The sequence below is a fragment of the Streptomyces sp. NPDC054956 genome (assembly GCF_053609185.1).
On sequence record NZ_JBSGXB010000101.1, the window covers coordinates 1 to 22,672 of the forward strand.

The following is a 22,672-nucleotide window of genomic DNA, read 5'->3' on the forward strand; positions in this document are numbered from 1 at the left end:
CCAGCCTCTGGGGGTGGTTGGCCGCCCGGCCCTTATTTGGTAGGGGCTGCCGGCCCCGTGCATCGCAAGGCGGAGGAGGGAGGCGACGCGGAGCGTCGTCGACCGACGACAACGCGGCGAGGCGCGGTGCCGGACGCCGTGAGCCTGGCCCGGGCGCAAAGCCACCCCCCTAGGGTGGGGGAATGGAAACGGGGACATTGGGTGAGACGGGGCGGCCCGAGTGGGTGGGGCTGCCGGGCGGGCTGCTCACCTTGCGGCGGTTGCTGCTGGTGTTGTGGATGGGACTGTTCACCCTGGTGACCGCCCTGGTACTGGGGCTGGCGGTGGGTCCGGGGTGGGCGGCGGCCGGCGGCTTCTGGCTGCTCGTCCTGGCCTGGGGCTGGTGGCTGCTCGGCCGGAACTGGCGCTCCTGGCGCTACGCCGAACGCGCCGACGACCTCCTGATCACCCGGGGCGTGCTGTGGCACACCGAGACCGTGGTCCCGTACGGCCGGATGCAGCTGGTCGAGGTGACCTCGGGGCCGCTGGAGCGCCGCTTCGGGCTGGCCTCCGTACAGCTGCACACGGCCGCGGCGGCTACGGACGCCAAGATCCCCGGGCTGGCGCCCGAGGAGGCCGAGCGGCTGCGCGACCGGCTGACCGAGCTCGGCGAGGCAAGGTCGGCGGGGCTGTGACCGCCGGGTCCGAGCCGGCGGCCGAAGCGGCCGGTGCCGTGCCCGGTGCCGGGTCCGACGGCGCGTCCGCCGTCGCCTCCGAGCGGCGGCTGCACTTCCTCACGCCCCTGCGCCGCGCCTGGGTGCCGATCGCAGGGACCGTCGGCATCCTCGCCCAGCAGGGCGAGAACGTCACGGAGTGGGTGGCCGCCCTCTCCGCGCTCCTGCGGATCGCGGCGCTCGCCGGGCTGGTCCTCGTCTTCGGCGTGTACGGCTTCCTGAGCTGGTGGTTCACGCACTACGCCGTCACCGACACCGAACTGCGCATACGCAGCGGGCTCCTGTTCCGGCGCACCGCCCACATCCGGCTCGACCGGATCCAGGCGGTCGACGTGACCCGCCCGCTGCTGGCCCGTCTCGCGGGCGTGGCCAAGCTCCGCCTCGACGTGATCGGCACCGAGGACAAGGACGAGCTGGCCTTCCTGAGCGAGACCGACGCCGTGGCGCTGCGCGCCGAGCTGCTGGCCCGCGCGGCCGGCTTCGCCCCGTCGCAGGCCGTCGTCCTGGGCGAGGCACCCGAGCGGGAGCTGCTGCGGGTGAGCCCGCGGGACCTGGCGGTGTCGATGCTGCTCACCCTGTCCGCCTGGGGACTGGTGGTCGGCGGGCTCACCGCCCCGGCCGCGGTGTGGTGGTTCAGCTCCAGCCCGTGGGCGGCGGCCGTCGCCCTGCTCCCGGTCCTGGGCGCGGCCTGGCGGGGCAGCGCGGGCCGCTACCTCGCCGAGTACGACTGGACGGTCGCGGAGTCCCCGGACGGGCTGCGCCTGGACCACGGGCTGCTGGACCGGGCCCACGAGACGGTGCCGCCGGGGCGGGTGCAGACCGTACGGATCGTCGAGCCGCTGCTGTGGCGGCGGCGCGGCTGGGTCCGGGTGGAGCTGGCGGTGGCCGGCTCGAAGAACGACGTCCTGGTCCCGGTGGCCACCCGGGACGCCGCGTACGCCGTCGTCGCCCGGGTCCTGCCCGGCGTCGACCTCGCGGGCCTCGACTTCGCCCCGTCCCCCCGGTCGGGGGCCCGGTGGGTGGCGCCGGTGTGGTGGAAGGGGTACGGCCTGGCCGTCTCCGAGTCCGTGTTCGCGGCCCGGCGCGGCCGCCTGTGCCGGCGTACGGAGCTGGTCCCGCACGCCAAGGTGCAGAGCGTACGGCTCACCCAGGGCCCCTGGTCGAGGGTGTGCGGCGTGGCCGACGTCCATGTGGACACCGGGGCGAACGCCACGGTCACGGCCCGCCTGCGCGCGGCGCCCGAGGCCGCCGGGCTGCTGCACGCGCAGGCGGCCCACTCCCGCACCTCCCGGGCCGGGGCGCGACCGGACCGCTGGATGACCTGAGGCCGCGGTCCGGCCGGGGCTCCGGCCGGACCCCGGGCGGCTCCGGCCGGACGCTAGGCGGCTCCGCCGCCGCCCGCGCGGACCAGGCCCGTCTCGTACGCGAGGACCACGACCTGGACGCGGTCGCGCAGCTCCAGCTTGGTCAGGATGCGTCCCACGTGGGTCTTGACCGTGGCCTCCGACAGGACCAGGCGGGCGGCGATCTCGCCGTTCGACAGGCCCTGGGCGACCAGCAGCATGACCTCGCGCTCGCGCTCCGTCAGCCGCTCGACGTCCTTGTTCCGCGGCTCCGCCGAGGTCGTCGGCAGCATCGGCGCGAACCGGTCCAGCAGCCGGCGCGTGGTGGACGGGGCGACGACCGCGTCGCCGCTGTGCACGGAGCGGATCGCGGCCAGCAGCTCGCCCGGCGGGACGTCCTTGAGCATGAAGCCGCTCGCGCCCGCCTTCAGACCCGAGAAGGCGTACTCGTCCAGGTCGAAGGTGGTCAGGATGATCACCTTGGGGTGTTCGTCGGGCTCGCAGATGCGCCGCGTCGCCTCGACCCCGTCGAGCCGGGGCATGCGGACGTCCATCAGCACCACGTCCACCTTGGTGGCCCGCAGCACTTCCAGCGCCTCCAGGCCGTCGCCCGCCTCGGCGACGACTTCCATGTCGGGCTGTGCGGCGAGCACCATCCGGAACCCGGTGCGCAGCAGCACCTGGTCGTCGACCAGCATCACGCGGATGGAGGAGCTGGAGGGGAAGGACATGATCACCTTTTCTTCAGGGGGAGCAGGGCACTGATCCGGAAGCCGCCTCCGGGACGAGGGCCCGCGTCCAGGGTGCCCCCGACCATACCGATGCGTTCGCGCATGCCGATGAGTCCGTGGCCGGCTCCGTCGGCGCCGCCGTCCTCGTACAACTCGTGGGCCGCGCCCCGGCCGTCGTCCTCGACGAGCAGGCCGAGCCCGTCGTCGAAGTAGACGAGCCGCACGCTGGCCTTCGCGTTCGGGCCGCCGTGCTTGCGCGTGTTGGTCAGCGCCTCCTGCACGATCCGGTACGCGGTCAGCTCGACGCCGCTCGGCAGTTTGCGCGGGGCGCCCTCGACCTCGAAGTCGACCGTGAGCCCGGCCGCGCGCACCTGCTCGATCAGGACCTCGATCTGCTCCACGTCGGGCTGCGGCACGTAGTCCTCGGACTCCTGCGGCTCGCCGGTGCGCAGGACGCCCAGCAGCCGCCGCATCTCGGCCAGCGCGAGGCGGCCGGTGCCCGAGATGGTCTGCAGGGCCTCCTTGGCCTGTTCCGGAGCCGCGTCCATCACGTAGGCGGCGCCGTCGGCCTGGACCACCATCACCGAGACGTTGTGCGCGACGACGTCGTGCAGTTCGCGGGCGATCCGGGCCCGCTCGGCGGCCACGGCCACCTGGGCCTGGGCCGCGCGCTCCTTCTCCAGGCGCTGGTTGCGCTCGACGAGCTGGGCGTAATAGGCGCGCCGGGTGCGCAGCGAATCGCCCATCACCCAGGCGAGCGCGAACGGAACCATCATGAACAGGACGAGCAGGACGCTCTCGACGGCGGAGGTGTTCGGCCCCTTGTCCACTCCGAAGCGCAGGAAGTACAGGGGGGAGGCGATCAGCCCCCAGCCGAGGGCGGTGCGCGAGATCCAGCGCGGTACGTCGGCGGCGGCGACCGTGAAGAGGACGACGAGCAGCGCGATGTCGTGGAAGCTCACCTCGCCGCCGGAGGCCAGCTGGTAGAGGCCGGTGGCGACGGTGAGCCAGAAGATCGGCACGGTCCACCTGCGGCGCAGCGCGACGGCGCTGCTCAGCGCCACCACGCAGGGCGTGGCGAGCAGCGCCTGGGCGGTGCCGCCGGACGAGCTCGCGACGACAGCCATCGAGACCCCGAAGAAGAGGACAGCCCAGAAGCTGTCGACGCCCGTGGGGTGTCTGCGGAGGAAGTCGTAGAGGCGCTGCACGTAACCCAGAGTAGGGACTGGCGATAGGTGCTGGAGTCAACCACAGGTGCGATCCACATCGACGGGGAGTACTCCCGAAGGTGGAGGCGAACATAACCTTTCTGCGGTGAGCACTCAGGGTGAAGGCATGGCGCAAGTGGATCCGGTCCGGTGGCGAACGGCGATGGAGAGCGCGCTGTACGGGCCCGACGGGTTCTACGTACGCCCCGGCGGACCCGGCCCCGCCGGGCATTTCCGCACGTCCGTGCATGCCTCGCCGCTCTACGCGGGGGCCGTGGCCCGGCTGCTCCAGTGGGTGGACGAGGCCCTCGGCCGTCCGGAGGAGCTCGACCTGGTCGACGTCGGGGCCGGGCGCGGGGAACTGCTGACCGGGGTGCTGGCGCAGCTGCCGTCCGAGACGGCCGCGCGGGTGCGGCCGTACGGGGTGGAACGCGCGGGGCGGCCGGACGGGCTCGACCCGCGGATCCGGTGGACCGCCGAGCCGCCGGCGGGCACGCGCGGGCTGCTCTTCGCCAACGAATGGCTCGACAACGTGGCGCTGGACCTCGCCGAGGACGGGCGGTACGTGGAGGTCGCGCGGGACGGCACGGAGAGCGCGGGCGGCCCCCTGGACGGGCCGGACCTGGCCTGGCTGGAGCGGTGGTGGCCCGGCGGGGGCCGCGCGGAGATCGGGCGGCCGCGGGATGAAGCCTGGGCGGCGGCGGTGGCGACGGTGGAGCGGGGGCTCGCGGTGGCGGTGGACTACGCCCACACCCGGGACACCCGTCCGCCGTTCGGGACGCTCACCGGATTCCGGGCCGGGCGGGAGGTCGCGCCCGTGCCGGACGGCAGCTGCGACGTCACCGCGCACGTGGCGCTGGACGCGTGCGCGGCGGGTTCGGGGGCGGCCCTGCTCACCCAGCGCGAAGCGCTGGCCGCGCTGGGGGTCTCGGGGGCCCGGCCCCCGCTCGCGCTGGCCTCCTCGGACCCGGTGGCGTACGTCCGCGCGCTGTCCTGCGCCGGGGAGGCCGCGGAGCTCACCGCCCGCGGCGGCCTGGGCGACTTCGGCTGGCTGGTCCAACCCGTCGGGGTGGCCCCCTGGCCGGGGTGACGCGCGCCGTCGCCGTCTGCGGCACCGCTGCACGGGGGCCAGCCCCCGGACCCGCGGGGTCCGGGGCGGAGCCCCGGGGAACGGCGGAAGGGTGGGTAGGGGACCGCACCGCGCAGCGGCCGCCCCTGCCCACCCTTCCCCGTTACCGGCTACTACTCGGTGACCTCGTGGTCGTGGCCCTCGTGGAGGCCACCACCGGTGCCCGAGCCGTTGGTCGGCTGCGCCGGCACCGGCTTCGACAGCGGCGCCAGGTCGAAGGCGTAGTGCCCGACCGCGTCGGCGATGACGTCGACGTTGATGTCGAGCGCCTTCTGGTCGATGTTCGCGAGGGTGTCGCCCTTGCCGTGATAGTTCACGTCGTACGCGACACCCGCCTGCCCACCGAACTTCGCCGCCTGCTCGGCGGTCTTGATCCCCTCGGCGCCCGTGAACGTACCGCCCGACGGGATGCCGACCGCGATGAACGGGCCGTAGTCCGAGCGGCCCGAGAAGTCGGTGCCCTCGCGCGGGACCTTCTTGGAGTCGAGGAAGTCGTTGATCCCCTTCTCCAGCTGCGCCGAGCCCTCCGGGCCGGGGCCCGAGCCGACCTTGTCCGAGTCGTCGCCGTCGTAGACGAAGTACGCGGCGTTCGGCGAGGCGATCATGTCGAAGTTCAAGTAGAGCTTGATCTGCTTCTTCTGCTCGTCCGTCAGCCCGTCGACGTACGCCTCGGAGCCGAGCAGACCGAACTCCTCCGCCGACCACCAGGCGAACTTGACCTTGTTCTTGATCTTGTTCTGGCTACTGGCGAGGTTCTGCGCGACCTGGAGGATGCCCGCCGAGCCGGAGCCGTTGTCGTTGATGCCCGGGCCCGCCGTGACGGAGTCGAGGTGCGCGCCGAGGAAGACGGTGTTGTTCGCGTCGCCGCCCCGCGTCTCCGCGACGACGTTGTACGTCTTGCGGTTCTCCCGGAACTCGCGGAGGTCGAGGGTGACCTCGACCGGACCGGCCGCGGCCTCGGCGGCGAGCCGCTCGCCCTCGGCCTGCGTGGTGCCGCCGGTCGGGATCTTGCCGGCGTCCGCCGAGCCGATGGTGCCGTTCAGGGCGCCCGCGGTGTTGTTGTAGATGACCGCGCCGACCGCGCCGGCCGCCGCCGCGTTCGCCTGCTTGACCGCGAAGGCGCAGCCGCCGCGCTTGATGAGCGCGACCTTGCCCGTGAAGGCGCCCGCGGCGAAGTCGCCGGGCTCGCAGCCGTGCGTGTTGTCCGCGTCGACCGGGGCCACGGCGATCCGGGCCGTCACTCCGTTCGCCGGGCCGCTGGCGGTGTACGTCATCAGTTTGATCGGGACGTCGCGGCCGGCCGGGCCGTTGACCTTCAGGGTCTCGGCGATCGTCGCGACGTACACGAAGTCGAACTCGTTCTTCGTGACCTCGTACCCGTAGGCCCGCATGACGGCCTCGACGTACTGGGCCGACTGCACGTGACCCGGGGAACCCGCCACGCGGGTGCCCTTGTTGTGGTCGGCGATCGCCTGGAACACCCTCAGGTGGTTGTAGGCGCCCTTGCCGGTCGAATCCTTGACCAGCTTCCTGGCCAGTGCGTCGGCCCTGGCCGCGTCGCTCTGGGGGCTGCCGGTGGCGCCGGCGGGACCCGCGAGCAGCAAGGGGGAGACGAGGGCCGCGGCCGCCAGGGCGGCGGTGGCAGCGGCTATACGGCGTGAGGGCATGAAGGTCCTTCCACGGCAGTTGCAGGGCAGATGCGTTACGTGGGGGAGCGGTGGACGCACGTTAGACACCAAGGAGCCGCTATGGCCAGAGTTTTCGCTGTTTCCGGTTCATGAAATCCGGATATCGGTGTTTCCGTGCCGTCGGAAATCGGCCAATGCCCGCTACTCGTACTGCCGGAGGACTACCGGAGGATGCCCTCGATGAAGTCGGAGCCGATCCGGGCCACCGCCGCCAGGTCCAACTGGTACTGGACGTAACGCCCTTGGCGGCGCGTCTGGAGCAGTCCGGCCTTCTTCATCACCGCCAGATGGCGTGACACCTCCGGCGCCGTGATCCCGTGCGCGGCCGCCAGCTCGCCCGTCGTGTACGGAGCGCGCGCCAGGTTGCGGCACAGCATCATCCGCATCGGATGGGCCAGCGCCTCCATGCGCCGCTGGAGCAGCTCCACCGACCCCGGGGAGGAGGCCAGTTCGGGAGAACCGAGCGGGTAGTGGATGACGGGGCGCCAGGAGGGGGCGTGCAGCACCAGCAGGTGCGGCCAGCCGAAGTTCGTCGGCACGAACAGCAGGCCGTCGCCTATTCGCGGGTCGGTCGCGGTGGTGGAGCCGTGCACCATCTTGTCCACCGTGACGGTGGTCAGCTCCTCGTCGACGCTCAGCGCCGCCGAGACCTCCTTGAGCGCGGCGGGCAGCCCCTTGCGGCGCAGCACCTCCGTCTTGTGGCGGACGTCGGCGGCCTGCCGGGGCTCGATGCGGCGCCAGGTCTCCGCGAAGAAGGCCTCGTCGCAGTCCTCCAGCAGCCGGCGCAGCCAGACCCGGACGCCCGCGGTGTCGTCCAGTACCCGTACCGCGAAGGCCAGTTGCTGCGGCCCGCGCGCGGAGGCCGTCTCCAGGGCCTTGGCCCGGGCGAGCGGACTCTCCAGCGGGCTCGGCGCGCCGCCCTCGTTGTACAGGGCCAGCCGGCAGTGCTCCAGCGCGGCCGTCACGAACCGCTCGTCGTCCAGCCGGTCCAGTACGTCGAGCTCCTCGGCCAGCGTCGCGCCGGGCCGGCCGGAGCCGCCCGGAATCCCGGCGAACGCCATGAAGATGTCGGCGAAGGAGCTGCGCCACATGAAGTCGCCCTCCAGCAGCCGGTCCGCGAGGCAGGGATCGAGCGAGGCGGCGGTGGTGGAGGTCCAGGAGGCCAGGCCGGGGTGGTGGCCGGGCTGGGAGAGCGCGTGCAACGCCATGCAGAGCTCTGCGAGCGGGGACGGCGCGAAGCCGATCCGCTCCGCGGGGAGCCCGGTGATGTCGATGGTGACGCTCATCGCATCATTCTGCCGGTGCGCCGGCCGCGCGAGGGACGGGGCACGCGGCCTTCGCCCGCACGGGCCGCGGCCGGACGGCGGTACGGTCCGGACCCGGTCCTCAAGCGCCGGCGTTTGAGCTAGAGGCGGGCCACGAAGTCGGTGACGGCCTTGGTCACGTCCGCCTCCGTCCAGGAGAGACCCGGAGCCGAGACCTCGACCTCCGTCACCGAGAGGCCCGGGGGGCCGTCGGGGGACCAGCGGCGGAAGAGCACCGTGCCCGTCTCCTCCGCCAGGCGGATGCCCGCCTCGGTGAGGCGGTCCGCGTCGTAGGGGAGCCACACCTGGAACTGGTGGGTGTGCGGGACCTCCGGGTTGACCCGGAACCAGGGGACCCCGGGAGCGGCGGCGAGCGCCGAGGACAGCGCGGACGCCACCGTCCGCGCCTTGGCCACGTACGACGGGAGCCTCGGCAGCTCCCGTTCCAGACCGGCCAGCGCGGACAGCGCGGCCGGGAACTGGCGGAAGATCTGGCCCCCGTACCGGTGCCGCCAGACCCTGGCCTCCGCCACCAGCGAGGCGGATCCGGCGAGCGCCGCCCCGCTGATGCCGCCCAGCGACTTGTAGAAGGAGACGTACACCGAGTCCGCCAGCGCCGCGATCTCCGGCAGGGAGCGCCCGAAGTGCACCGTCGACTCCCACAGCCGGGCACCGTCGATGTGGACGACCGCGTCCCGTTCCCGGGCGGTGTCCACCAGCGCCGACAGTTCCTCCCACGTCGGCAGCAGGAAGCCCGCGTCGCGCAGCGGCAGCTCCAGCATCAGCGTCCCGAACGGCTCGGGCAGCTCCGCGACCTCGGAGGCCGTCGGCTGGCGGGGCTCGCCCGTCGGGTGGACGGTGCGCAGGCCGGAGACGACCGACAGCGCCCCGCCCTCCCACCGCTCCGGATGGCTCATCGGGTGCAGGGCGACCACCGGGTTGCCGGTCCGGCCGGCCCAGCAGCGCAGCGCGATCTGCTGGGCCATGGTCCCGGTCGGGAAGAACGCCGCGTCCTCGGTGCCCAGCAGCTCGGCGACCCGTCGCTCCAGCCGCGCCACGATTCCGTCGCCGTAGATGTCTCCCGGCTCGTCCGGGTCCGGGGTCAGGGCGGCGAGGTCCGCGAGCAGCTCGCCGACCGTGGACTCCCGCAGGCTGTGCGACAGCTTGCGCTCCGCGGCCCGCCCCGCGGCCGCGAGCCGCTCGGCCACCCGGTCCGCCCGTTCGGCCGCGTCGTCCGCCCCGGCCCCGTCGGTCCCGGGGGCCGTGCCGTCCGCCCCGGCCCCGTCCGCCCCGGGGGCCGCCCCGTCCGTCTCGGCCCCGGCCGCCCCGTCCGCCGCCCACTCCGCCGCCCGCACCGTGTCCTCGCTCATCCCCCGATCATCGCCGACCGGCCGACACGCCAGGAGCTAGCATGGCGACGTATCGTCCGGTACCCCCCGCGGACTGGAACGGAAGGCCTTCCCCGCGTGAACACATCCCCTCAGGCGGAGCGCCCCGCCCGGCTCGCCGTCGGTGTCGTCGGAGCCGGCCGCGTCGGCCCCGCGCTGGCCCGCGCCCTCCAGCAGACCGGGCACCGGCCCGTCGCCGTGTCCGGCGTCTCCGACGCCTCGCGCCGCCGCGCCGAGCGAATGCTGCCGGACGTGCCGCTCGTATCGCCCGCGCAGGTCCTCCAGGCCTCCGACCTCGTCCTGCTCACCGTCCCCGACGACGCCCTGCCGACCCTGGTGCAGGGCCTCGCGGACACCGGCGCGGTCCGCCCCGGCCAGATCCTCGTCCACACCTCCGGGCGGTACGGGGTCGCCGTGCTCGACCCGGCCCGCCGCGCGGGCGCGCTCCCGCTGGCCCTGCACCCCGCGATGACCTTCACCGGCACCGAGGTCGACGTGCAGCGGCTGGCCGGCTGCTCCTTCGGGGTGACCGCCCCCGACGAGCTGCGGCTCGCCGCCGAGGCCCTGGTCATCGAGATGGGCGGGGAGCCCGAGTGGATCGCCGAGGCGAACCGCCCGCTCTACCACGCGGCCCTCGCCCTCGGCGCGAACCACCTGGTCACCCTGGTCGCCCAGTCCATGGAGCTGCTGCGCAAGGCGGGCGTCGAGCACCCCGACCGGATGCTCGGCCCGCTGCTCGGTGCCGCCCTCGACAACGCCCTGCGCTCCGGTGACGCCGCCCTGACCGGCCCGGTGGCCCGCGGTGACGCCGGTACGGTCGCCGCGCACGTCTCGGAGCTGCGCAAGCACGCCCCGGGCACCGTCGCCGGCTACCTCGCGATGGCCCGTACGACCGCCGACCGCGCCCTCGCGCACGGCCTGCTCAAGCCCGAACTCGCCGAGGACCTGCTCGGCGTACTCGCCGACGGCGCGGGCGTGTTCGACCCCGGCGACCCCCTCGACCCCCGCGACCGCGACCCCCGTGACCCCCGCGACCCCGAAGGCGGTGACCGGTGATCCTCCTCGACACCGCCGAGGAGCTGCACAAGCTCCCCCGCACGACCGCAACCGACGCCCCCGCCGGCCGCCGCGCCGTCGTCATGACCATGGGCGCCCTCCACGAGGGCCACGCCACCCTGGTCCGCACCGCCCGCGCACAGGTCGGCCCCACCGGCCAGGTCGTGGTCACGGTCTTCGTCAACCCCCTCCAGTTCGGGGCGAACGAGGACCTCGACCGCTACCCCCGCACCCTCGACGCCGACCTCGTCATCGCCGAGGAGGCCGGCGCCGACGCCGTGTTCGCCCCGGCCGTCGAGGAGGTCTACCCCGGCGGAGACCCGCAGGTCCGGATCAGCGCCGGCCCGATGGGCGGGCGCCTCGAAGGCGCCACCCGGCCCGGCCACTTCGACGGCATGCTGACCGTCGTCGCCAAGCTGCTCCACCTCACCCGCCCCGACCTGGCCTTCTTCGGCCAGAAGGACGCGCAGCAACTGGCGCTGATCCAGCGGATGGTGACCGACCTGAACTTCCCCGTGGAGGTGGTCGGCGTACCGACCGTCCGCGAGGACGACGGGCTCGCGCTGTCCTCCCGCAACCGCTACCTCTCGGCCAAGGAGCGGAGCACGGCCGTCGCCCTCTCCCGGGCCCTGTTCGCCGGCCGCGACCGGCTCGCCGCACAGGCGGCGCTGCGCGACCGCGCCGAGGCCCAGGCACCCCCGGCCGGCGACGAGCGCGCCACCGGACTGGCCCGGCTCGGCGAGATCCGGGCCTCCGCCGACGCCCACGCCGTCTCGGCGGCGGGCGCCGGACTGCCGGACGCCGTACGGGCCGCCGCCCGGCACGTCCTGGAGGAGGCGGGCCGGCACGACCCGCCCCTCGTACTGGACTACCTGGCGCTGGTGGACCCCCAGGACTTCACCGAGGCCGGCCCCGGCTTCACCGGCCGGGCCGTGCTGGCCGTCGCCGCGAAGGTGGGCGCGACCCGGCTGATCGACAACATCCCATTGGAGTTCGGAGCACACGCGTGAGCACCCCAGGCAGAGTCCCCGCCGCAGCGGGCACCAGCACCGGCATACGGCTGCACGCCCCGGCCCCCGGCTGGTCCGTCGACGCCGACGTCGTGGTCGTCGGGTCCGGAGTCGCGGGCCTGACCGCCGCGCTGCGCTGCGCCGCCGCGGGCCGCCGTACCGTCGTGGTCACCAAGGCGCGGCTCGACGACGGCTCCACCCGCTGGGCCCAGGGCGGCATCGCCGCCGCCCTCGGCGACGGGGACACCCCCGAGCAGCACCTCGACGACACCCTCGTCGCGGGCGCGGGCCTGTGCGACGAGGCAGCCGTCAGGCTCCTGGTCACCGAGGGCCCCGACGCCGTACGCCGGCTGATCGCCGAGGGAGCCGTCTTCGACACCTCCGCCGAGACCGGCGAGATCGAGCTGACCCGCGAGGGCGGCCACCACCGCCGCCGCATCGCGCACGCCGGCGGCGACGCCACCGGCGCCGAGATCTCCCGGGCGCTCGTCGAGGCCGTCCAGGCCGCCGGCATCGAGACCGTGGAGAACGCCCTGGTCCTGGACCTCCTCCAGGACGCGCAGGGGCGTACGGCCGGCGTCACCCTGCACGTCATGGGCGAGGGCCAGCACGACGGGGTCGGCGCCGTCCACGCGCCCGCCGTGATCCTCGCGACCGGCGGCATGGGCCAGGTCTTCTCCGCGACGACCAACCCGTCCGTCTCCACGGGTGACGGCGTGGCCCTGGCGCTGCGCGCCGGCGCCGAGGTCTCCGACCTCGAATTCGTCCAGTTCCACCCGACCGTGCTCTTCCTCGGCCCCGACGCCGAAGGCCAGCAGCCCCTGGTGTCCGAGGCCGTGCGCGGCGAGGGCGCGTACCTCGTCGACGCCGACGGGGTCCGCTTCATGACCGGCCAGCACGAGCTCGCCGAGCTCGCGCCCCGCGACATCGTCGCCAAGGGCATCATGCGCCGCATGCAGGAGCAGGGCACGCAGCACATGTACCTGGACGCCCGGCACTTCGGCGCCGAGATGTGGGAGCAGCGCTTCCCGACCATCCTCGCCGCCTGCCGTTCGCACGGCATCGACCCGGTCACCGAGCCCATCCCCGTCGCCCCGGCCGCGCACTACGCCTCCGGCGGCGTACGGACCGACCTGCACGGCCGCACCACCGTCCCCGGCCTGTACGCGTGCGGCGAGGTCGCCTGCACCGGAGTGCACGGCGCGAACCGCCTCGCCTCCAACTCCCTGCTGGAGGGCCTGGTCTTCGCCGAGCGGATCGCCGACGAGATCATCGGGAACCCGCCCGCGGGCAACGGCCCCGGCATCCCCGTCCCGGCCACCGGCCCCCTCCAGCCCGCCGAGGCGCGGTACGAGATCCAGCGCATCATGACCGACGGCGCGGGCGTGCTCCGCTCCGCCGAGTCGCTGGCGACGGCCGCCGCCGCGCTCGAAGCCCTGTACGCGACGGCCCTCACGGAGCTGGAGACCCAGGGCAAGACGGCCGTCCCCGGCACCGAGACCTGGGAAGCCACCAACCTGCTGTGCGTGGCCCGCGTCCTGGTCGCCGCCGCCCAGCGGCGCGCGGAGACCCGCGGCTGCCACTGGCGCGAGGACCACCCCGACCGGGACGACGCCGACTGGCGCCGCCACCTCGTCGTACGCCTGTCGGCGACCGAGCGGCGGGCCCTGGTCGTCACTCCCACCGACTCGGCGGACTTCCCGTCCGTACAGATCCCCCTGAGCACCGACAGCCTGGAGCGGTAACCGTGAGCACGCACGAGCAGCACCCCACCCACGAGCACGAGCACGAAGAGCTCCCCCTCCTCGACCAGAGCGAGGGCGGCGGCTGCGGCGACGACTGCGCCTGCGGCGAGGGCGAGGAGACCGGCCTGGACCCGGCGCTGGCCCAGCTCCTCGAGGACGCCGGCCTGGACCCGGTCGAGGTCGAGGACATCGCGCACATGGCGATCTCCGAGGACCTCGACGGCGGGGTCGACGTGACCACCGTCGCCACCGTCCCCGAAGACGCCGTCGCGACGGCCGACTTCACCGCGCGCGAGGCGGGCACGGTCGCCGGCCTGCGCGTCGCCGAGGCCGTCCTGTCCGTCGTCTGCACCGAGACCTTCGAGGTCGAGCGGCACGTCGAGGACGGCGAGCGCGTCGAGGCCGGCCAGGTGCTGCTGTCGGTCCGGGCCCGCACCCGCGACCTGCTCACCGGTGAGCGCAGCGCCCTGAACCTGCTCTGCCTGATGTCGGGCATCGCCACGGCGACCCGCGCGTGGGCCGACGAGCTGGAGGGCACCAAGGCCAAGGTCCGCGACACCCGCAAGACCACCCCCGGCCTGCGCTGCCTGGAGAAGTACGCGGTCCGCTGCGGCGGCGGCGTCAACCACCGGATGTCGCTCTCGGACGCGGCCCTGGTGAAGGACAACCACGTCATCGCGGCGGGCGGTGTCCGCGAGGCCTTCAAGGCCGTGCGCGAGCAGTTCCCCGACCTGCCCATCGAGGTCGAGGTCGACACCCTGCAGCAGGTCCGCGAGGCCCTGGAGGCGGGCGCCGACCTGATCCTGCTCGACAACTTCACCCCCATCGAGACCGAGGAGGCCGTGGCGCTGGTGCGCGGCCGCGCGGTGCTGGAGTCCTCCGGCCGCCTCACCGTGCACAACGCCCGCGCCTACGCCGAGACCGGTGTCGACTACCTCGCGGTCGGCGGCCTCACGCACTCCTCCCCGATCCTGGACATCGGCCTCGACCTGCGCGAGGCGGTGTAACCGGTGCTCCTCACCATCGACGTGGGCAACACCCATACGGTCCTTGGCCTGTTCGACGGTGACGAGATCGTCGAGCACTGGCGCATCTCGACCGACCCGCGCCGCACGGCCGACGAGATGGCCGTGCTGATGCAGGGCCTGATGGGCATGCACCCGATGCTCGGCAGCGAATTGGGCGACGGCATCCACGGCATCGCGATCTGCTCGACGGTGCCGGCGGTCCTGCACGAGCTCCGCGAGGTGACGCGCCGCTACTACGGCGACGTGCCCGCCGTGATCGTGGAGCCCGGCACCAAGACGGGCGTGCCGATCCTCATGGACAACCCGAAGGAGGTCGGCGCGGACCGCATCGTCAACGCGGTCGCCGTCGTCGAGCTGTACGGGGGCCCGGCGATCGTGGTCGACCTCGGTACGGCGACCACCTTCGACGCGGTGTCCGCGAAGGGCGAGTACGTGGGCGGGGTGATCTCCCCGGGCATCGAGATCTCCATGGAGGCCCTCGGCGTACGGGGTGCCCAGCTCCGCAAGATCGAGCTGGCCCGCCCGCGCAACGTCGTCGGCAAGTCCACCGTCGAGGCGATGCAGTCGGGCGTGGTCTACGGGTTCGCGGGCCAGGTCGACGGGATCGTGACCCGGATGGCCAAGGAGCTCGCCGGCCCGAACGGGTCCCCGGACGACGTCCGCGTCATCGCCACCGGCGGCCTGGCGCCGATCGTCCTCGGCGAGGCCGCGGAGATCGACGAACACGAGCCCTGGCTCACCCTGATCGGCCTGCGGCTGGTCTACGAGCGCAACGCGCCGACCTTCGCCTGACACAGGCGTCCCGAGCGGCGCGAGAGCCCCCGTCCTCCTCCGGAGGGCGGGGGCTCCGTCTTCCTCGGTGGATCACCCGTCGGGTTAACTGGGTCGCACAGGCGGCGAGTTGACGACACGACGAGCACAGGACGGCCCGAATGCCCCGCGACACGGCTTACGCGAAGGTGGCCGACGCGCTGCGGACCCGCGTCCGGGCCGGGGAGTGGCCCGTCGGCACCAGGCTCCCCTCGCGGGCCCGGCTGGCGGCCGAGTACTCCGTGGGGCAGTCGGTCACCCAGCGGGCCATGGAACTCCTGATCATCGAGGGTCTCCTCGAAGGCCGGACCGGCGCCGGCACCTACGTCCGCGTCCCGCGCCGGCGGCCGCGCGTCGTCCGCTCCCGGCGCCCGGAGCCCGCGGCTCCCGGGCCGGCCGGCGCGGCGCCCCGGTCCCACACCAAGGCCCGGGTCGAGGCCACCGCGGACATCGCCGCACGCCTGGGCATCGCGCCCGGCGACCCGTGCGTGCTGACCACGTACACGTTCCCGGGGGAGGGCGGGGCGCCCCTGGAGGTCTGCGAGTCCTGGGAGCCGATGGCCCTCACCTCCGGCACCCCGGTCGCCCTGCCGGAGATGGGCCCCCACAAGGGCGCCGGAGTCGTGGCGCGGATGCGCGCGATCGGCATCACGGTCGCCTCCGCGCTGGAGGTCCCGCGCCCCGCGCGCGCGGACCACCGGCAGGCCGCCCTGCTGGGCGTCGGCGTCGGCGACCTGATCACGGAGATCGAGCGCACGCACTACGCGGCGGACGGGCGCGCGGTGGAGACCGCCGACATCGTGGTCGCCGACCGGCACGCGGAGATCGCCTACGAGATCCCCCTGGCGCCGGTGACCGACCCGGCGGATCCCCGCGCCGATCCGCCCGCGAACCCGTCCGCGGACCCGCCCGCGAATCCGTACCGCCATAGCGCCCGCTGACGGCCGGCGGATCGAATTCCCCGGAAATGGCCGGAGTGCGGCCGTCATGGAGATACGGTCCCCCACGAGAAGTACCGGGAGCTCGCCCACGGCGCCGCACGCGCCCGTGACCGGAGGAGACGCGATGAACGCTCGAACCGCTTGGCAGAAGTCCTCGTTCTGCGGTGAGGGAGACAACTGCGTGTACGTCAGCGCCGCCCCCGGCACCCTGGTCCGCGTCGCCGACCGCGCCGACCCCGCCCACCTCGTCCTGGCCACCACCCAGGCCGCCTGGGCCGACTTCCTGCGCGTGGTCAAGGAGTCGGGCTGAGGATCCGCCGCGCCGCGCCCAGGTTCCCTCAGGGGATTTTGTCCGATTAGCGCGTATCTTCGGCCCATGCCCACGCCCTACGGATCCCGCGGCGGCATGGCGTTCAGCGCTGTTGAGCTTCACGTGCTCAGGCGTTCGCTCGCTCACGCCCTTCAGTCCTCCACGGCCCCTCTGACGGCCGCCGAGGTCCAGGACTGCCTGCGTCTCGCGCAGTCGGTGGACGACGCGGTCCAGGAGGCGGGGCGGCTCAGAGCGTTCCTCCTCGCCGACCTGGCCCGGTACAGAGCCGCGCTGCCGGGGAGCCTCACGGGCTACCTGGAGCTGCTCCAGGACGCCCTGGCAGCCGGCTACGAGCCCGTGCCCGACGACCTCGCCGCCCTGCGGGCCCTGCGCGCCAACCCGGTCGCGGCGGCCCTGCTGGAGCGGGCCCAGGGGGTCGCGGAGCGCTCCGTGCGCCGCAGGCTCTCCACGGCGCCCGCGCCGCGCACCCGGCTGCTGTCCATCGCCGGCTCGGGCTCGGGCTCCGGCTCCGGCTCGGGCTCCGGTACGGAGAAGGAGCCGGCGCGCCCGCGGGAGCCCGAGCCCGACGACCGGCCCGCGCGCCCGATCCCGACCCCGGGCGAGGTCTTCCCGCCGCGCCGCAAGCCCGTACCGCCCCCGGCGGCCGGCCGTGCGGCCGGCTAGCTAGGCTGTGGGGCATGGACTACGTTTCCGCGCTCGTGCCCCCCTTCGTGATGGCCGTGTTCTTCATCGCGCTCGTCGTGACGATCGTGAAGAGCCAGGGCGGCTCCAACAAGGCCAAGGAAGACGCGGCGGTCGACGCCGTTCTCGCCCGCGCCGAGGCCGCCCAGCAGCAGTCCCAGCCCCGGCAGTAATCCCGGAAGCGGCCCCGCGAGGGGACGGGCGTACGGCTCCCCGAGCCGTACGCCTTACGGGTTCCCGGGATCGCCCCGCTCGGCGGGCCCGGATTTCACCGCGCGTTGCCTCCCGAATAGCCGGGCAATTCACCGCATCCCGCACTATCGTGCTGTTGTGCCTCGCCCCTTGGGAGAACTCGAAGACGCAGTCATGACGCGGGTGTGGCAGTGGAACCGCCCGGTCACCGTTCGCGAAGTCCTGGAAGACCTCCAGCAGGAACGGTCCATCGCGTACACCACGGTGATGACCGTTATGGACAATCTTCACCAGAAGGGCTGGGTCCGCCGGGAAGCGGAAGGCCGCGCCTATCGATATACGGCGGTCTCCACCCGCGCCGCCTACTCGGCCGCACTGATGAACGAAGCCTGGTCGACGAGCGACAACCCCGCGGCCGCCCTCGTGGCCTTCTTCGGCATGATGTCCGCCGAGCAGCGCGAGGCACTGCGGGACGCCGTACGGATCGTGCAGCCCGCGGAACCCGAGGGGACGGCGGAAGCCGCCGGCCCCCCGGCGGCCGCGGACACCGACCCGACGCCCGACGCGGAAGGCGACTCCGGCGGGCGGCGGAGCGAGCCGGGGCGATAACGTCCGGGCATGGGTGAGTTTTCCGCTGCAGATGCAAAAACCGTGACGATCCGCCGAGCGCGCACCGGTGATGTTCCCGCGCTGCGCCGCCTGCTCGACCAGTACGTGCAGCAGCGCATCCTGCTCGACAAAGCGCCGGTCGTCCTTTATGAGGACATCCAGGAGTTCTGGGTCGCGGAACGCGACACCGACGGCCAGGTGGTCGGCTGCGGTGCGCTCCACGTGATGTGGGAAGACCTGGCCGAAGTCCGCACTCTCGCCGTCGACCGCGACTTGAAGGGCGCCGGAGTCGGTCATCTGGTGCTCGACAAGTTGTTGCAGACGGCCCGCCGGCTCGGTGTGAGCCGGGTTTTCTGCCTGACCTTCGAAGTCGGCTTCTTCGCGAAGCACGGCTTCGTCGAGATCGGCGAGACCCCGGTCGAGACCGATGTGTACATGGAGCTCCTGCGTTCCTATGACGAGGGTGTCGCCGAGTTCCTCGGTCTCGAACGAGTGAAGCCGAACACCTTGGGCAACAGCCGGATGCTTCTGCACCTCTGATCGATCACCCCGGGATTTCCCGGGACCACCGCGCGTGTGGCCTATGTCCGAATCGCGCATGTTTCCCGACCCGTTGCGGACCCGAACCTCTCACGGGGGGTTTGTGTTTTCCAGGCAAAAGCGGTTTCCTTTCCGCGTACTGCTTTTCGATGAAAGGAAATCCCGGTGGCACAGAAGGTTCAGGTCCTTCTTGTCGACGACCTCGACGGCGGCGAGGCGGACGAGACGGTGACGTTCGCTCTGGATGGCAAGACCTACGAGATCGACCTCACCACCGCCAACGCTGAAAAGCTCCGCGGCCTGCTCGACCCGTACACCAAGGGCGGACGTCGTACCGGCGGTCGCGGCGCCGCGACCGGCCGCACCAAGGGGCGCGCGGTCGCCGCTTCGGCCGGAAACCCGGACACCGCCGTCATTCGCGCGTGGGCCAAGGAAAACGGCTACAACGTGAATGACCGCGGCCGCGTTCCCGCGGAAATCCGTCAGGCGTTCGAGGACCGCAAGGTCTGACCCGCGGCGGGCCGGTCCACCACACCGGCACGCCCCGCGGGGGCCGTACGCCGGCGCAGGCGGGCCCGGTGGCATTCCGTCGCCGCCGCCGCGACCAGGCGTACGAGATCGGGTCCACGCGTGGACCCGGATGAGCCCTGCCCGGGAGCGGGCAGGGCGGGAAGCAGTGCCTCACACCCCTGCTCGGGGGGCCGCAGCCACACGGCGGCCCCCCGAGGCCTTCCCTGCGGATCCGCACCGCCGACGGAGCCCTCGTCGGGGGCTCCCGGGGGCACCGGAGCAGTGATCCGGCCACCCGCACCCAGGGCGGCGAGATCCAGGGCGACCCCGCCCCATTCCAGCCAGACGAGCAGTCCTTCCAGCTCGTCCGCGCTCCCGGCGGCCACCAGGAACCGCATCCGGCGGCCCATGACCGCCACCGGCCCCGTGGGGACGCGTCTGCGCAGCACCGCCGTCCCCGCATCGGACGGCAGCTCCAGCACGTCGAACCGCACCCCGGTCACCAGCTGGACGGGGGGTCCGCCGGCGACGGTCCAGCCGAGCTCGCGCTCGTACCAGGAGGCCGTCGGGCAATCCGTCCGGGAGTCCGGGCCGGCCTCGGCCGCGGAACCCGCGAACGGAGCTCGGGGGAGCGGGACGGCGACGGGCGGCGCGGTGGGGGCCATGACCGGAGCAACTCCCGAAACGCTCCGGGGTTACGCGCGATGTGACGTTCCGCACGCGTCTCAATGCGGAACGTAAACATCCGTCGTGGCGGAGTCCCACATTCGGGACGGAAGTGTGTTCGCCCGTAGCGGAGGGATCCGACGTCACTGGCGTGAACTGTCGGCGCTTACGGGGTAAGACATTCCTAGTGGATCGGGGCGACACGCTGATTTGCGGGCTCTGCGAGCGGGTTCCGTTCGCCATCGGCGTACACGTGTGACGGGTATCTGCCTGGCCTGCGGGAACATCGTCTCGCACCATCGGGTTGGAGCAGTTGTCGGCACTTACAGCCGGGTTTTCCCACGGACGTGAGGGTGAGCCGCGGACGGATGTCGGCAGTTGGAATGAGCTGTCCCGCCCCGCGGGACTAGCATGCGGAAGGACAGGGCGGGGACCGACCCCGAACTGCCCGACCGCTCTGAGGAGCGATAAACGATGTTCGAGAGGTTCACCGACCGCGCGCGGCGGGTTGTCGTCCTGGCTCAGGAAGAAGCCCGGATGCTCAACCACAACTACATCGGCACTGAGCACATCCTCCTGGGCTTGATCCACGAGGGTGAGGGTGTCGCCGCTAAGGCCTTGGAGAGCCTCGGGATTTCGCTCGAGGCTGTTCGCCAGCAGGTTGAGGAGATCATCGGCCAGGGGCAGCAGGCCCCGTCCGGCCACATCCCCTTCACCCCGCGGGCGAAGAAGGTCCTGGAGCTTTCGCTCCGAGAGGCCCTCCAGCTCGGCCACAACTACATCGGCACCGAGCACATCCTGCTCGGCCTCATTCGCGAGGGCGAGGGCGTCGCCGCCCAGGTCCTGGTGAAGCTGGGCGCCGATCTCAACCGAGTCCGGCAGCAGGTCATCCAGCTGCTCTCCGGCTACTCCGGCGGAGGCAAGGAGTCGGCCACGGCCGGCGGCCCGGCCGAGGGCACGCCCTCGACCTCGCTCGTCCTGGACCAGTTCGGCCGCAACCTCACGCAGGCCGCCCGCGAATCCAAGCTCGACCCGGTCATCGGGCGCGAGAAGGAGATCGAGCGGGTCATGCAGGTCCTGTCCCGCCGGACCAAGAACAACCCGGTCCTCATCGGCGAGCCCGGCGTCGGCAAGACCGCCGTCGTCGAGGGCCTCGCCCAGGCGATCGTCAAGGGCGAGGTGCCCGAGACCCTCAAGGACAAGCACCTCTACACCCTCGACCTGGGTGCCCTGGTCGCCGGTTCCCGCTACCGCGGTGACTTCGAAGAGCGCCTCAAGAAGGTCCTCAAGGAGATCCGCACCCGCGGCGACATCATCCTGTTCATCGACGAGCTCCACACCCTCGTGGGTGCGGGTGCCGCCGAGGGCGCGATCGACGCCGCCAGCATCCTGAAGCCCATGCTGGCCCGTGGTGAGCTCCAGACCATCGGTGCCACGACGCTGGACGAGTACCGCAAGCACCTCGAGAAGGACGCCGCTCTCGAGCGCCGCTTCCAGCCGATCCAGGTGGCGGAGCCTTCCCTCCAGCACACCATCGAGATCCTCAAGGGCCTGCGCGACCGCTACGAGGCCCACCACCGCGTCTCCATCACGGACGAGGCCCTCGTGCAGGCGGCCACCCTGGCCGACCGGTACATCTCGGACCGCTTCCTCCCGGACAAGGCGATCGACCTGATCGACGAGGCCGGCTCCCGGATGCGCATCCGCCGGATGACCGCGCCGCCGGACCTCCGCGAGTTCGACGAGAAGATCGCGAACGTGCGTCGCGACAAGGAGTCGGCCATCGACTCCCAGGACTTCGAGAAGGCGGCTTCCCTCCGTGATTCGGAGAAGCAGCTGCTGGCGGCGAAGGCCAAGCGCGAGAAGGAATGGAAGGCCGGCGACATGGACGTCGTCGCCGAGGTCGACGGCGAGCTCATCGCCGAAGTCCTCGCGACCGCGACCGGCATTCCCGTCTTCAAGCTCACCGAGGAGGAGTCCTCGCGCCTGCTGCGCATGGAGGACGAACTCCACCGGCGCGTCATCGGCCAGAAGGACGCCATCAAGGCGCTCTCCCAGGCGATCCGCCGTACCCGTGCGGGTCTGAAGGACCCGAAGCGCCCGGGTGGCTCGTTCATCTTCGCCGGCCCGTCCGGTGTCGGTAAGACCGAGCTCTCCAAGACGCTCGCCGAATTCCTCTTCGGCGACGAGGACGCACTGATCTCCCTCGACATGTCGGAGTTCAGCGAGAAGCACACGGTTTCCCGTCTCTTCGGTTCGCCCCCCGGCTACGTGGGCTACGAAGAGGGCGGCCAGCTGACCGAGAAGGTCCGCCGGAAGCCGTTCTCCGTCGTCCTCTTCGACGAGGTCGAGAAGGCGCACCCGGATATCTTCAATTCCCTTCTCCAGATCTTGGAAGACGGTCGTCTGACCGACTCCCAGGGCCGGGTCGTGGACTTCAAGAACACGGTCATCATCATGACGACCAACCTGGGTACGCGGGACATCTCGAAGGGCTTCAACCTCGGCTTCGCCGCCCAGGGAGACACCAAGACCGGATACGACCGGATGAAGGCGAAGGTCAACGAAGAGCTCAAGCAGCACTTCCGGCCCGAGTTCCTCAACCGCGTCGACGACACGGTCGTCTTCCACCAGCTCACCGAGGAAGACATCATCCAGATCGTCGACCTCATGGTGGCCAAGGTCGACGACCGCCTCAAGGACCGCGACATGGGCATCGAGCTGAGCGGCGACGCGAAGCTCCTGCTCGCCAAGCGCGGCTACGACCCGATCCTGGGTGCCCGTCCGCTGCGCCGGACGATCCAGCGCGAGATCGAGGACGTGCTGTCGGAGAAGATCCTCTTCGGCGAGCTGCGCCCCGGTCACATCGTGGTCGTCGGCAAGGAGGGTGAGGGCGAGGAAGCCAAGTTCACCTTCCGCGGCGAGGAGAAGTCGGCTCTGCCGGACCTCCCCCCGATCGAGGCCACGGGCTCCGGCCCGGACCTGACGAAGGGCGCGTAAGCGCTAGCCGCTGGTAGCTGTACGAAGGGGCGGCCCCGGGACCGGAAGG

General features: G+C 72.5%; 22 protein-coding genes. 16 read left to right on the forward strand and 6 right to left on the reverse strand.

Translation table 11 applies throughout. The features are described from left to right. The first annotated feature begins 182 nt into the window (after positions 1–182). Both ACWGDE_RS17915 and ACWGDE_RS17920 read left to right on the forward strand, forming a co-directional pair. The gene (locus tag ACWGDE_RS17915) at positions 183–674 is read left to right on the forward strand and encodes a PH domain-containing protein (RefSeq protein WP_453389944.1); all 492 of its coding nucleotides are present in this window, start codon (positions 183–185) and stop codon (positions 672–674) included. After that, positions 671–2,038 carry a PH domain-containing protein gene (locus ACWGDE_RS17920; RefSeq protein WP_453389945.1) on the forward strand — a complete coding sequence of 456 codons (1,368 nt, stop codon included), beginning with the start codon at positions 671–673 and terminating at the stop codon, positions 2,036–2,038. The genes ACWGDE_RS17915 and ACWGDE_RS17920 overlap by 4 nt, the downstream gene beginning before the upstream one ends. A gap of 53 nt (positions 2,039–2,091) precedes the next feature. Here ACWGDE_RS17920 and ACWGDE_RS17925 read toward each other — a convergent pair whose 3' ends face one another. Next, positions 2,092–2,787, reverse strand: coding sequence for a response regulator (locus ACWGDE_RS17925; RefSeq protein WP_453389946.1), 696 nt, complete (start codon positions 2,785–2,787; stop codon positions 2,092–2,094). Between the two features lie 2 nt (positions 2,788–2,789). Continuing rightward, complete coding sequence (locus tag ACWGDE_RS17930; RefSeq protein WP_453389947.1) at positions 2,790–3,995, reverse strand: sensor histidine kinase; 1,206 nt, start codon at positions 3,993–3,995, stop codon at positions 2,790–2,792. A 127-nt stretch (positions 3,996–4,122) separates the two neighbouring features. Between ACWGDE_RS17930 and ACWGDE_RS17935 the strand changes: the two genes are divergently transcribed. Continuing rightward, a complete protein-coding gene (locus tag ACWGDE_RS17935; protein ID WP_453389964.1) occupies positions 4,123–5,085 on the forward strand; it encodes an SAM-dependent methyltransferase in 963 nt (320 codons plus the stop codon). Between the two features lie 152 nt (positions 5,086–5,237). On the opposite strand, the gene ACWGDE_RS17940 is transcribed toward ACWGDE_RS17935, so the two are convergent. The 3 genes from ACWGDE_RS17940 to ACWGDE_RS17950 all read right to left on the reverse strand — a co-directional run bounded on the left by ACWGDE_RS17940 (position 5,238) and on the right by ACWGDE_RS17950 (position 9,486). Beyond that, the gene (locus ACWGDE_RS17940; protein ID WP_453389948.1) at positions 5,238–6,791 is read right to left on the reverse strand and encodes a M28 family metallopeptidase; all 1,554 of its coding nucleotides are present in this window, start codon (positions 6,789–6,791) and stop codon (positions 5,238–5,240) included. A gap of 182 nt (positions 6,792–6,973) precedes the next feature. Beyond that, positions 6,974–8,098: a DUF5937 family protein gene (locus ACWGDE_RS17945; protein ID WP_453389949.1), complete on the reverse strand. Its 1,125-nt coding sequence runs from the start codon at positions 8,096–8,098 to the stop codon at positions 6,974–6,976. A gap of 119 nt (positions 8,099–8,217) precedes the next feature. Then, positions 8,218–9,486, reverse strand: coding sequence for a threonine aldolase family protein (locus tag ACWGDE_RS17950; protein ID WP_453389950.1), 1,269 nt, complete (start codon positions 9,484–9,486; stop codon positions 8,218–8,220). A gap of 96 nt (positions 9,487–9,582) precedes the next feature. Here ACWGDE_RS17950 and ACWGDE_RS17955 point away from each other — a divergent pair, with 96 nt between their 5' ends. The 12 genes from ACWGDE_RS17955 to ACWGDE_RS18010 all read left to right on the forward strand — a co-directional run bounded on the left by ACWGDE_RS17955 (position 9,583) and on the right by ACWGDE_RS18010 (position 18,957). Further along, complete coding sequence (locus ACWGDE_RS17955; RefSeq protein WP_453389951.1) at positions 9,583–10,560, forward strand: Rossmann-like and DUF2520 domain-containing protein; 978 nt, start codon at positions 9,583–9,585, stop codon at positions 10,558–10,560. Continuing rightward, positions 10,557–11,570, forward strand: a complete 1,014-nt coding sequence (gene panC / locus ACWGDE_RS17960) for a pantoate--beta-alanine ligase (RefSeq protein ID WP_453389952.1) — start codon at positions 10,557–10,559, stop codon at positions 11,568–11,570. Before ACWGDE_RS17955 ends, panC begins: the two co-directional genes overlap by 4 nt. Then, entirely contained in the window at positions 11,567–13,315 is a 1,749-nt protein-coding gene (locus tag ACWGDE_RS17965) for an L-aspartate oxidase (RefSeq protein WP_453389953.1), read from the forward strand. The genes panC and ACWGDE_RS17965 overlap by 4 nt, the downstream gene beginning before the upstream one ends. 2 nt (positions 13,316–13,317) lie before the next feature. After that, the gene (nadC, locus tag ACWGDE_RS17970; protein ID WP_453389954.1) at positions 13,318–14,322 is read left to right on the forward strand and encodes a carboxylating nicotinate-nucleotide diphosphorylase; all 1,005 of its coding nucleotides are present in this window, start codon (positions 13,318–13,320) and stop codon (positions 14,320–14,322) included. 3 nt (positions 14,323–14,325) lie between these two features. Next, a complete protein-coding gene (locus tag ACWGDE_RS17975) occupies positions 14,326–15,135 on the forward strand; it encodes a type III pantothenate kinase (RefSeq protein WP_453389955.1) in 810 nt (269 codons plus the stop codon). A 140-nt stretch (positions 15,136–15,275) separates the two neighbouring features. Then, positions 15,276–16,094 (forward strand): GntR family transcriptional regulator, encoded by an 819-nt coding sequence (locus ACWGDE_RS17980; RefSeq protein ID WP_453389956.1) that lies wholly within the window; start codon positions 15,276–15,278, stop codon positions 16,092–16,094. Positions 16,095–16,218: 124 nt separating this feature from the next. Next, positions 16,219–16,404, forward strand: a complete 186-nt coding sequence (locus ACWGDE_RS17985; protein ID WP_453389957.1) for a DUF397 domain-containing protein — start codon at positions 16,219–16,221, stop codon at positions 16,402–16,404. Between the two features lie 96 nt (positions 16,405–16,500). Beyond that, positions 16,501–17,088 (forward strand): hypothetical protein, encoded by a 588-nt coding sequence (locus ACWGDE_RS17990; RefSeq protein WP_453389965.1) that lies wholly within the window; start codon positions 16,501–16,503, stop codon positions 17,086–17,088. A gap of 14 nt (positions 17,089–17,102) precedes the next feature. Further along, on the forward strand, positions 17,103–17,279 hold the full coding sequence (locus ACWGDE_RS17995) for a hypothetical protein (RefSeq protein WP_453389958.1): 177 nt from the start codon (positions 17,103–17,105) through the stop codon (positions 17,277–17,279). 157 nt (positions 17,280–17,436) lie between these two features. Next, positions 17,437–17,907, forward strand: a complete 471-nt coding sequence (locus ACWGDE_RS18000; protein WP_453389959.1) for a BlaI/MecI/CopY family transcriptional regulator — start codon at positions 17,437–17,439, stop codon at positions 17,905–17,907. Between the two features lie 9 nt (positions 17,908–17,916). Further along, positions 17,917–18,447 carry an amino-acid N-acetyltransferase gene (locus ACWGDE_RS18005; protein ID WP_453389960.1) on the forward strand — a complete coding sequence of 177 codons (531 nt, stop codon included), beginning with the start codon at positions 17,917–17,919 and terminating at the stop codon, positions 18,445–18,447. Between the two features lie 165 nt (positions 18,448–18,612). Further along, entirely contained in the window at positions 18,613–18,957 is a 345-nt protein-coding gene (locus ACWGDE_RS18010; protein ID WP_453389961.1) for a histone-like nucleoid-structuring protein Lsr2, read from the forward strand. Here the strand turns inward: ACWGDE_RS18010 and ACWGDE_RS18015 are convergent. Next, entirely contained in the window at positions 18,930–19,622 is a 693-nt protein-coding gene (locus ACWGDE_RS18015; RefSeq protein WP_453389962.1) for an SCO3374 family protein, read from the reverse strand. The two genes, ACWGDE_RS18010 and ACWGDE_RS18015, sit on opposite strands and share 28 nt — an antisense overlap. 475 nt (positions 19,623–20,097) lie before the next feature. Here ACWGDE_RS18015 and ACWGDE_RS18020 point away from each other — a divergent pair, with 475 nt between their 5' ends. Then, positions 20,098–22,623, forward strand: a complete 2,526-nt coding sequence (locus ACWGDE_RS18020; RefSeq protein ID WP_453389963.1) for an ATP-dependent Clp protease ATP-binding subunit — start codon at positions 20,098–20,100, stop codon at positions 22,621–22,623. Positions 22,624–22,672 lie beyond the last annotated feature (49 nt).

Coding starts and splice junctions, on each gene's coding strand:
- ACWGDE_RS17945 (WP_453389949.1), bottom strand. CDS start 8,098: ATGAGCGTCACCATCGACATCACCGGGCTCCCCGCGGAGCGGATCGGC.
- ACWGDE_RS17950 (WP_453389950.1), bottom strand. CDS start 9,486: ATGAGCGAGGACACGGTGCGGGCGGCGGAGTGGGCGGCGGACGGGGCG.
- ACWGDE_RS18005 (WP_453389960.1), top strand. CDS start 17,917: ATGGGTGAGTTTTCCGCTGCAGATGCAAAAACCGTGACGATCCGCCGA.
- ACWGDE_RS18020 (WP_453389963.1), top strand. CDS start 20,098: ATGTTCGAGAGGTTCACCGACCGCGCGCGGCGGGTTGTCGTCCTGGCT.
- ACWGDE_RS17985 (WP_453389957.1), top strand. CDS start 16,219: ATGAACGCTCGAACCGCTTGGCAGAAGTCCTCGTTCTGCGGTGAGGGA.
- ACWGDE_RS17995 (WP_453389958.1), top strand. CDS start 17,103: ATGGACTACGTTTCCGCGCTCGTGCCCCCCTTCGTGATGGCCGTGTTC.
- ACWGDE_RS17940 (WP_453389948.1), bottom strand. CDS start 6,791: ATGCCCTCACGCCGTATAGCCGCTGCCACCGCCGCCCTGGCGGCCGCG.
- ACWGDE_RS17990 (WP_453389965.1), top strand. CDS start 16,501: ATGGCGTTCAGCGCTGTTGAGCTTCACGTGCTCAGGCGTTCGCTCGCT.
- ACWGDE_RS17915 (WP_453389944.1), top strand. CDS start 183: ATGGAAACGGGGACATTGGGTGAGACGGGGCGGCCCGAGTGGGTGGGG.
- ACWGDE_RS17980 (WP_453389956.1), top strand. CDS start 15,276: ATGCCCCGCGACACGGCTTACGCGAAGGTGGCCGACGCGCTGCGGACC.
- ACWGDE_RS17925 (WP_453389946.1), bottom strand. CDS start 2,787: ATGTCCTTCCCCTCCAGCTCCTCCATCCGCGTGATGCTGGTCGACGAC.
- ACWGDE_RS17935 (WP_453389964.1), top strand. CDS start 4,123: ATGGCGCAAGTGGATCCGGTCCGGTGGCGAACGGCGATGGAGAGCGCG.
- ACWGDE_RS18015 (WP_453389962.1), bottom strand. CDS start 19,622: ATGGCCCCCACCGCGCCGCCCGTCGCCGTCCCGCTCCCCCGAGCTCCG.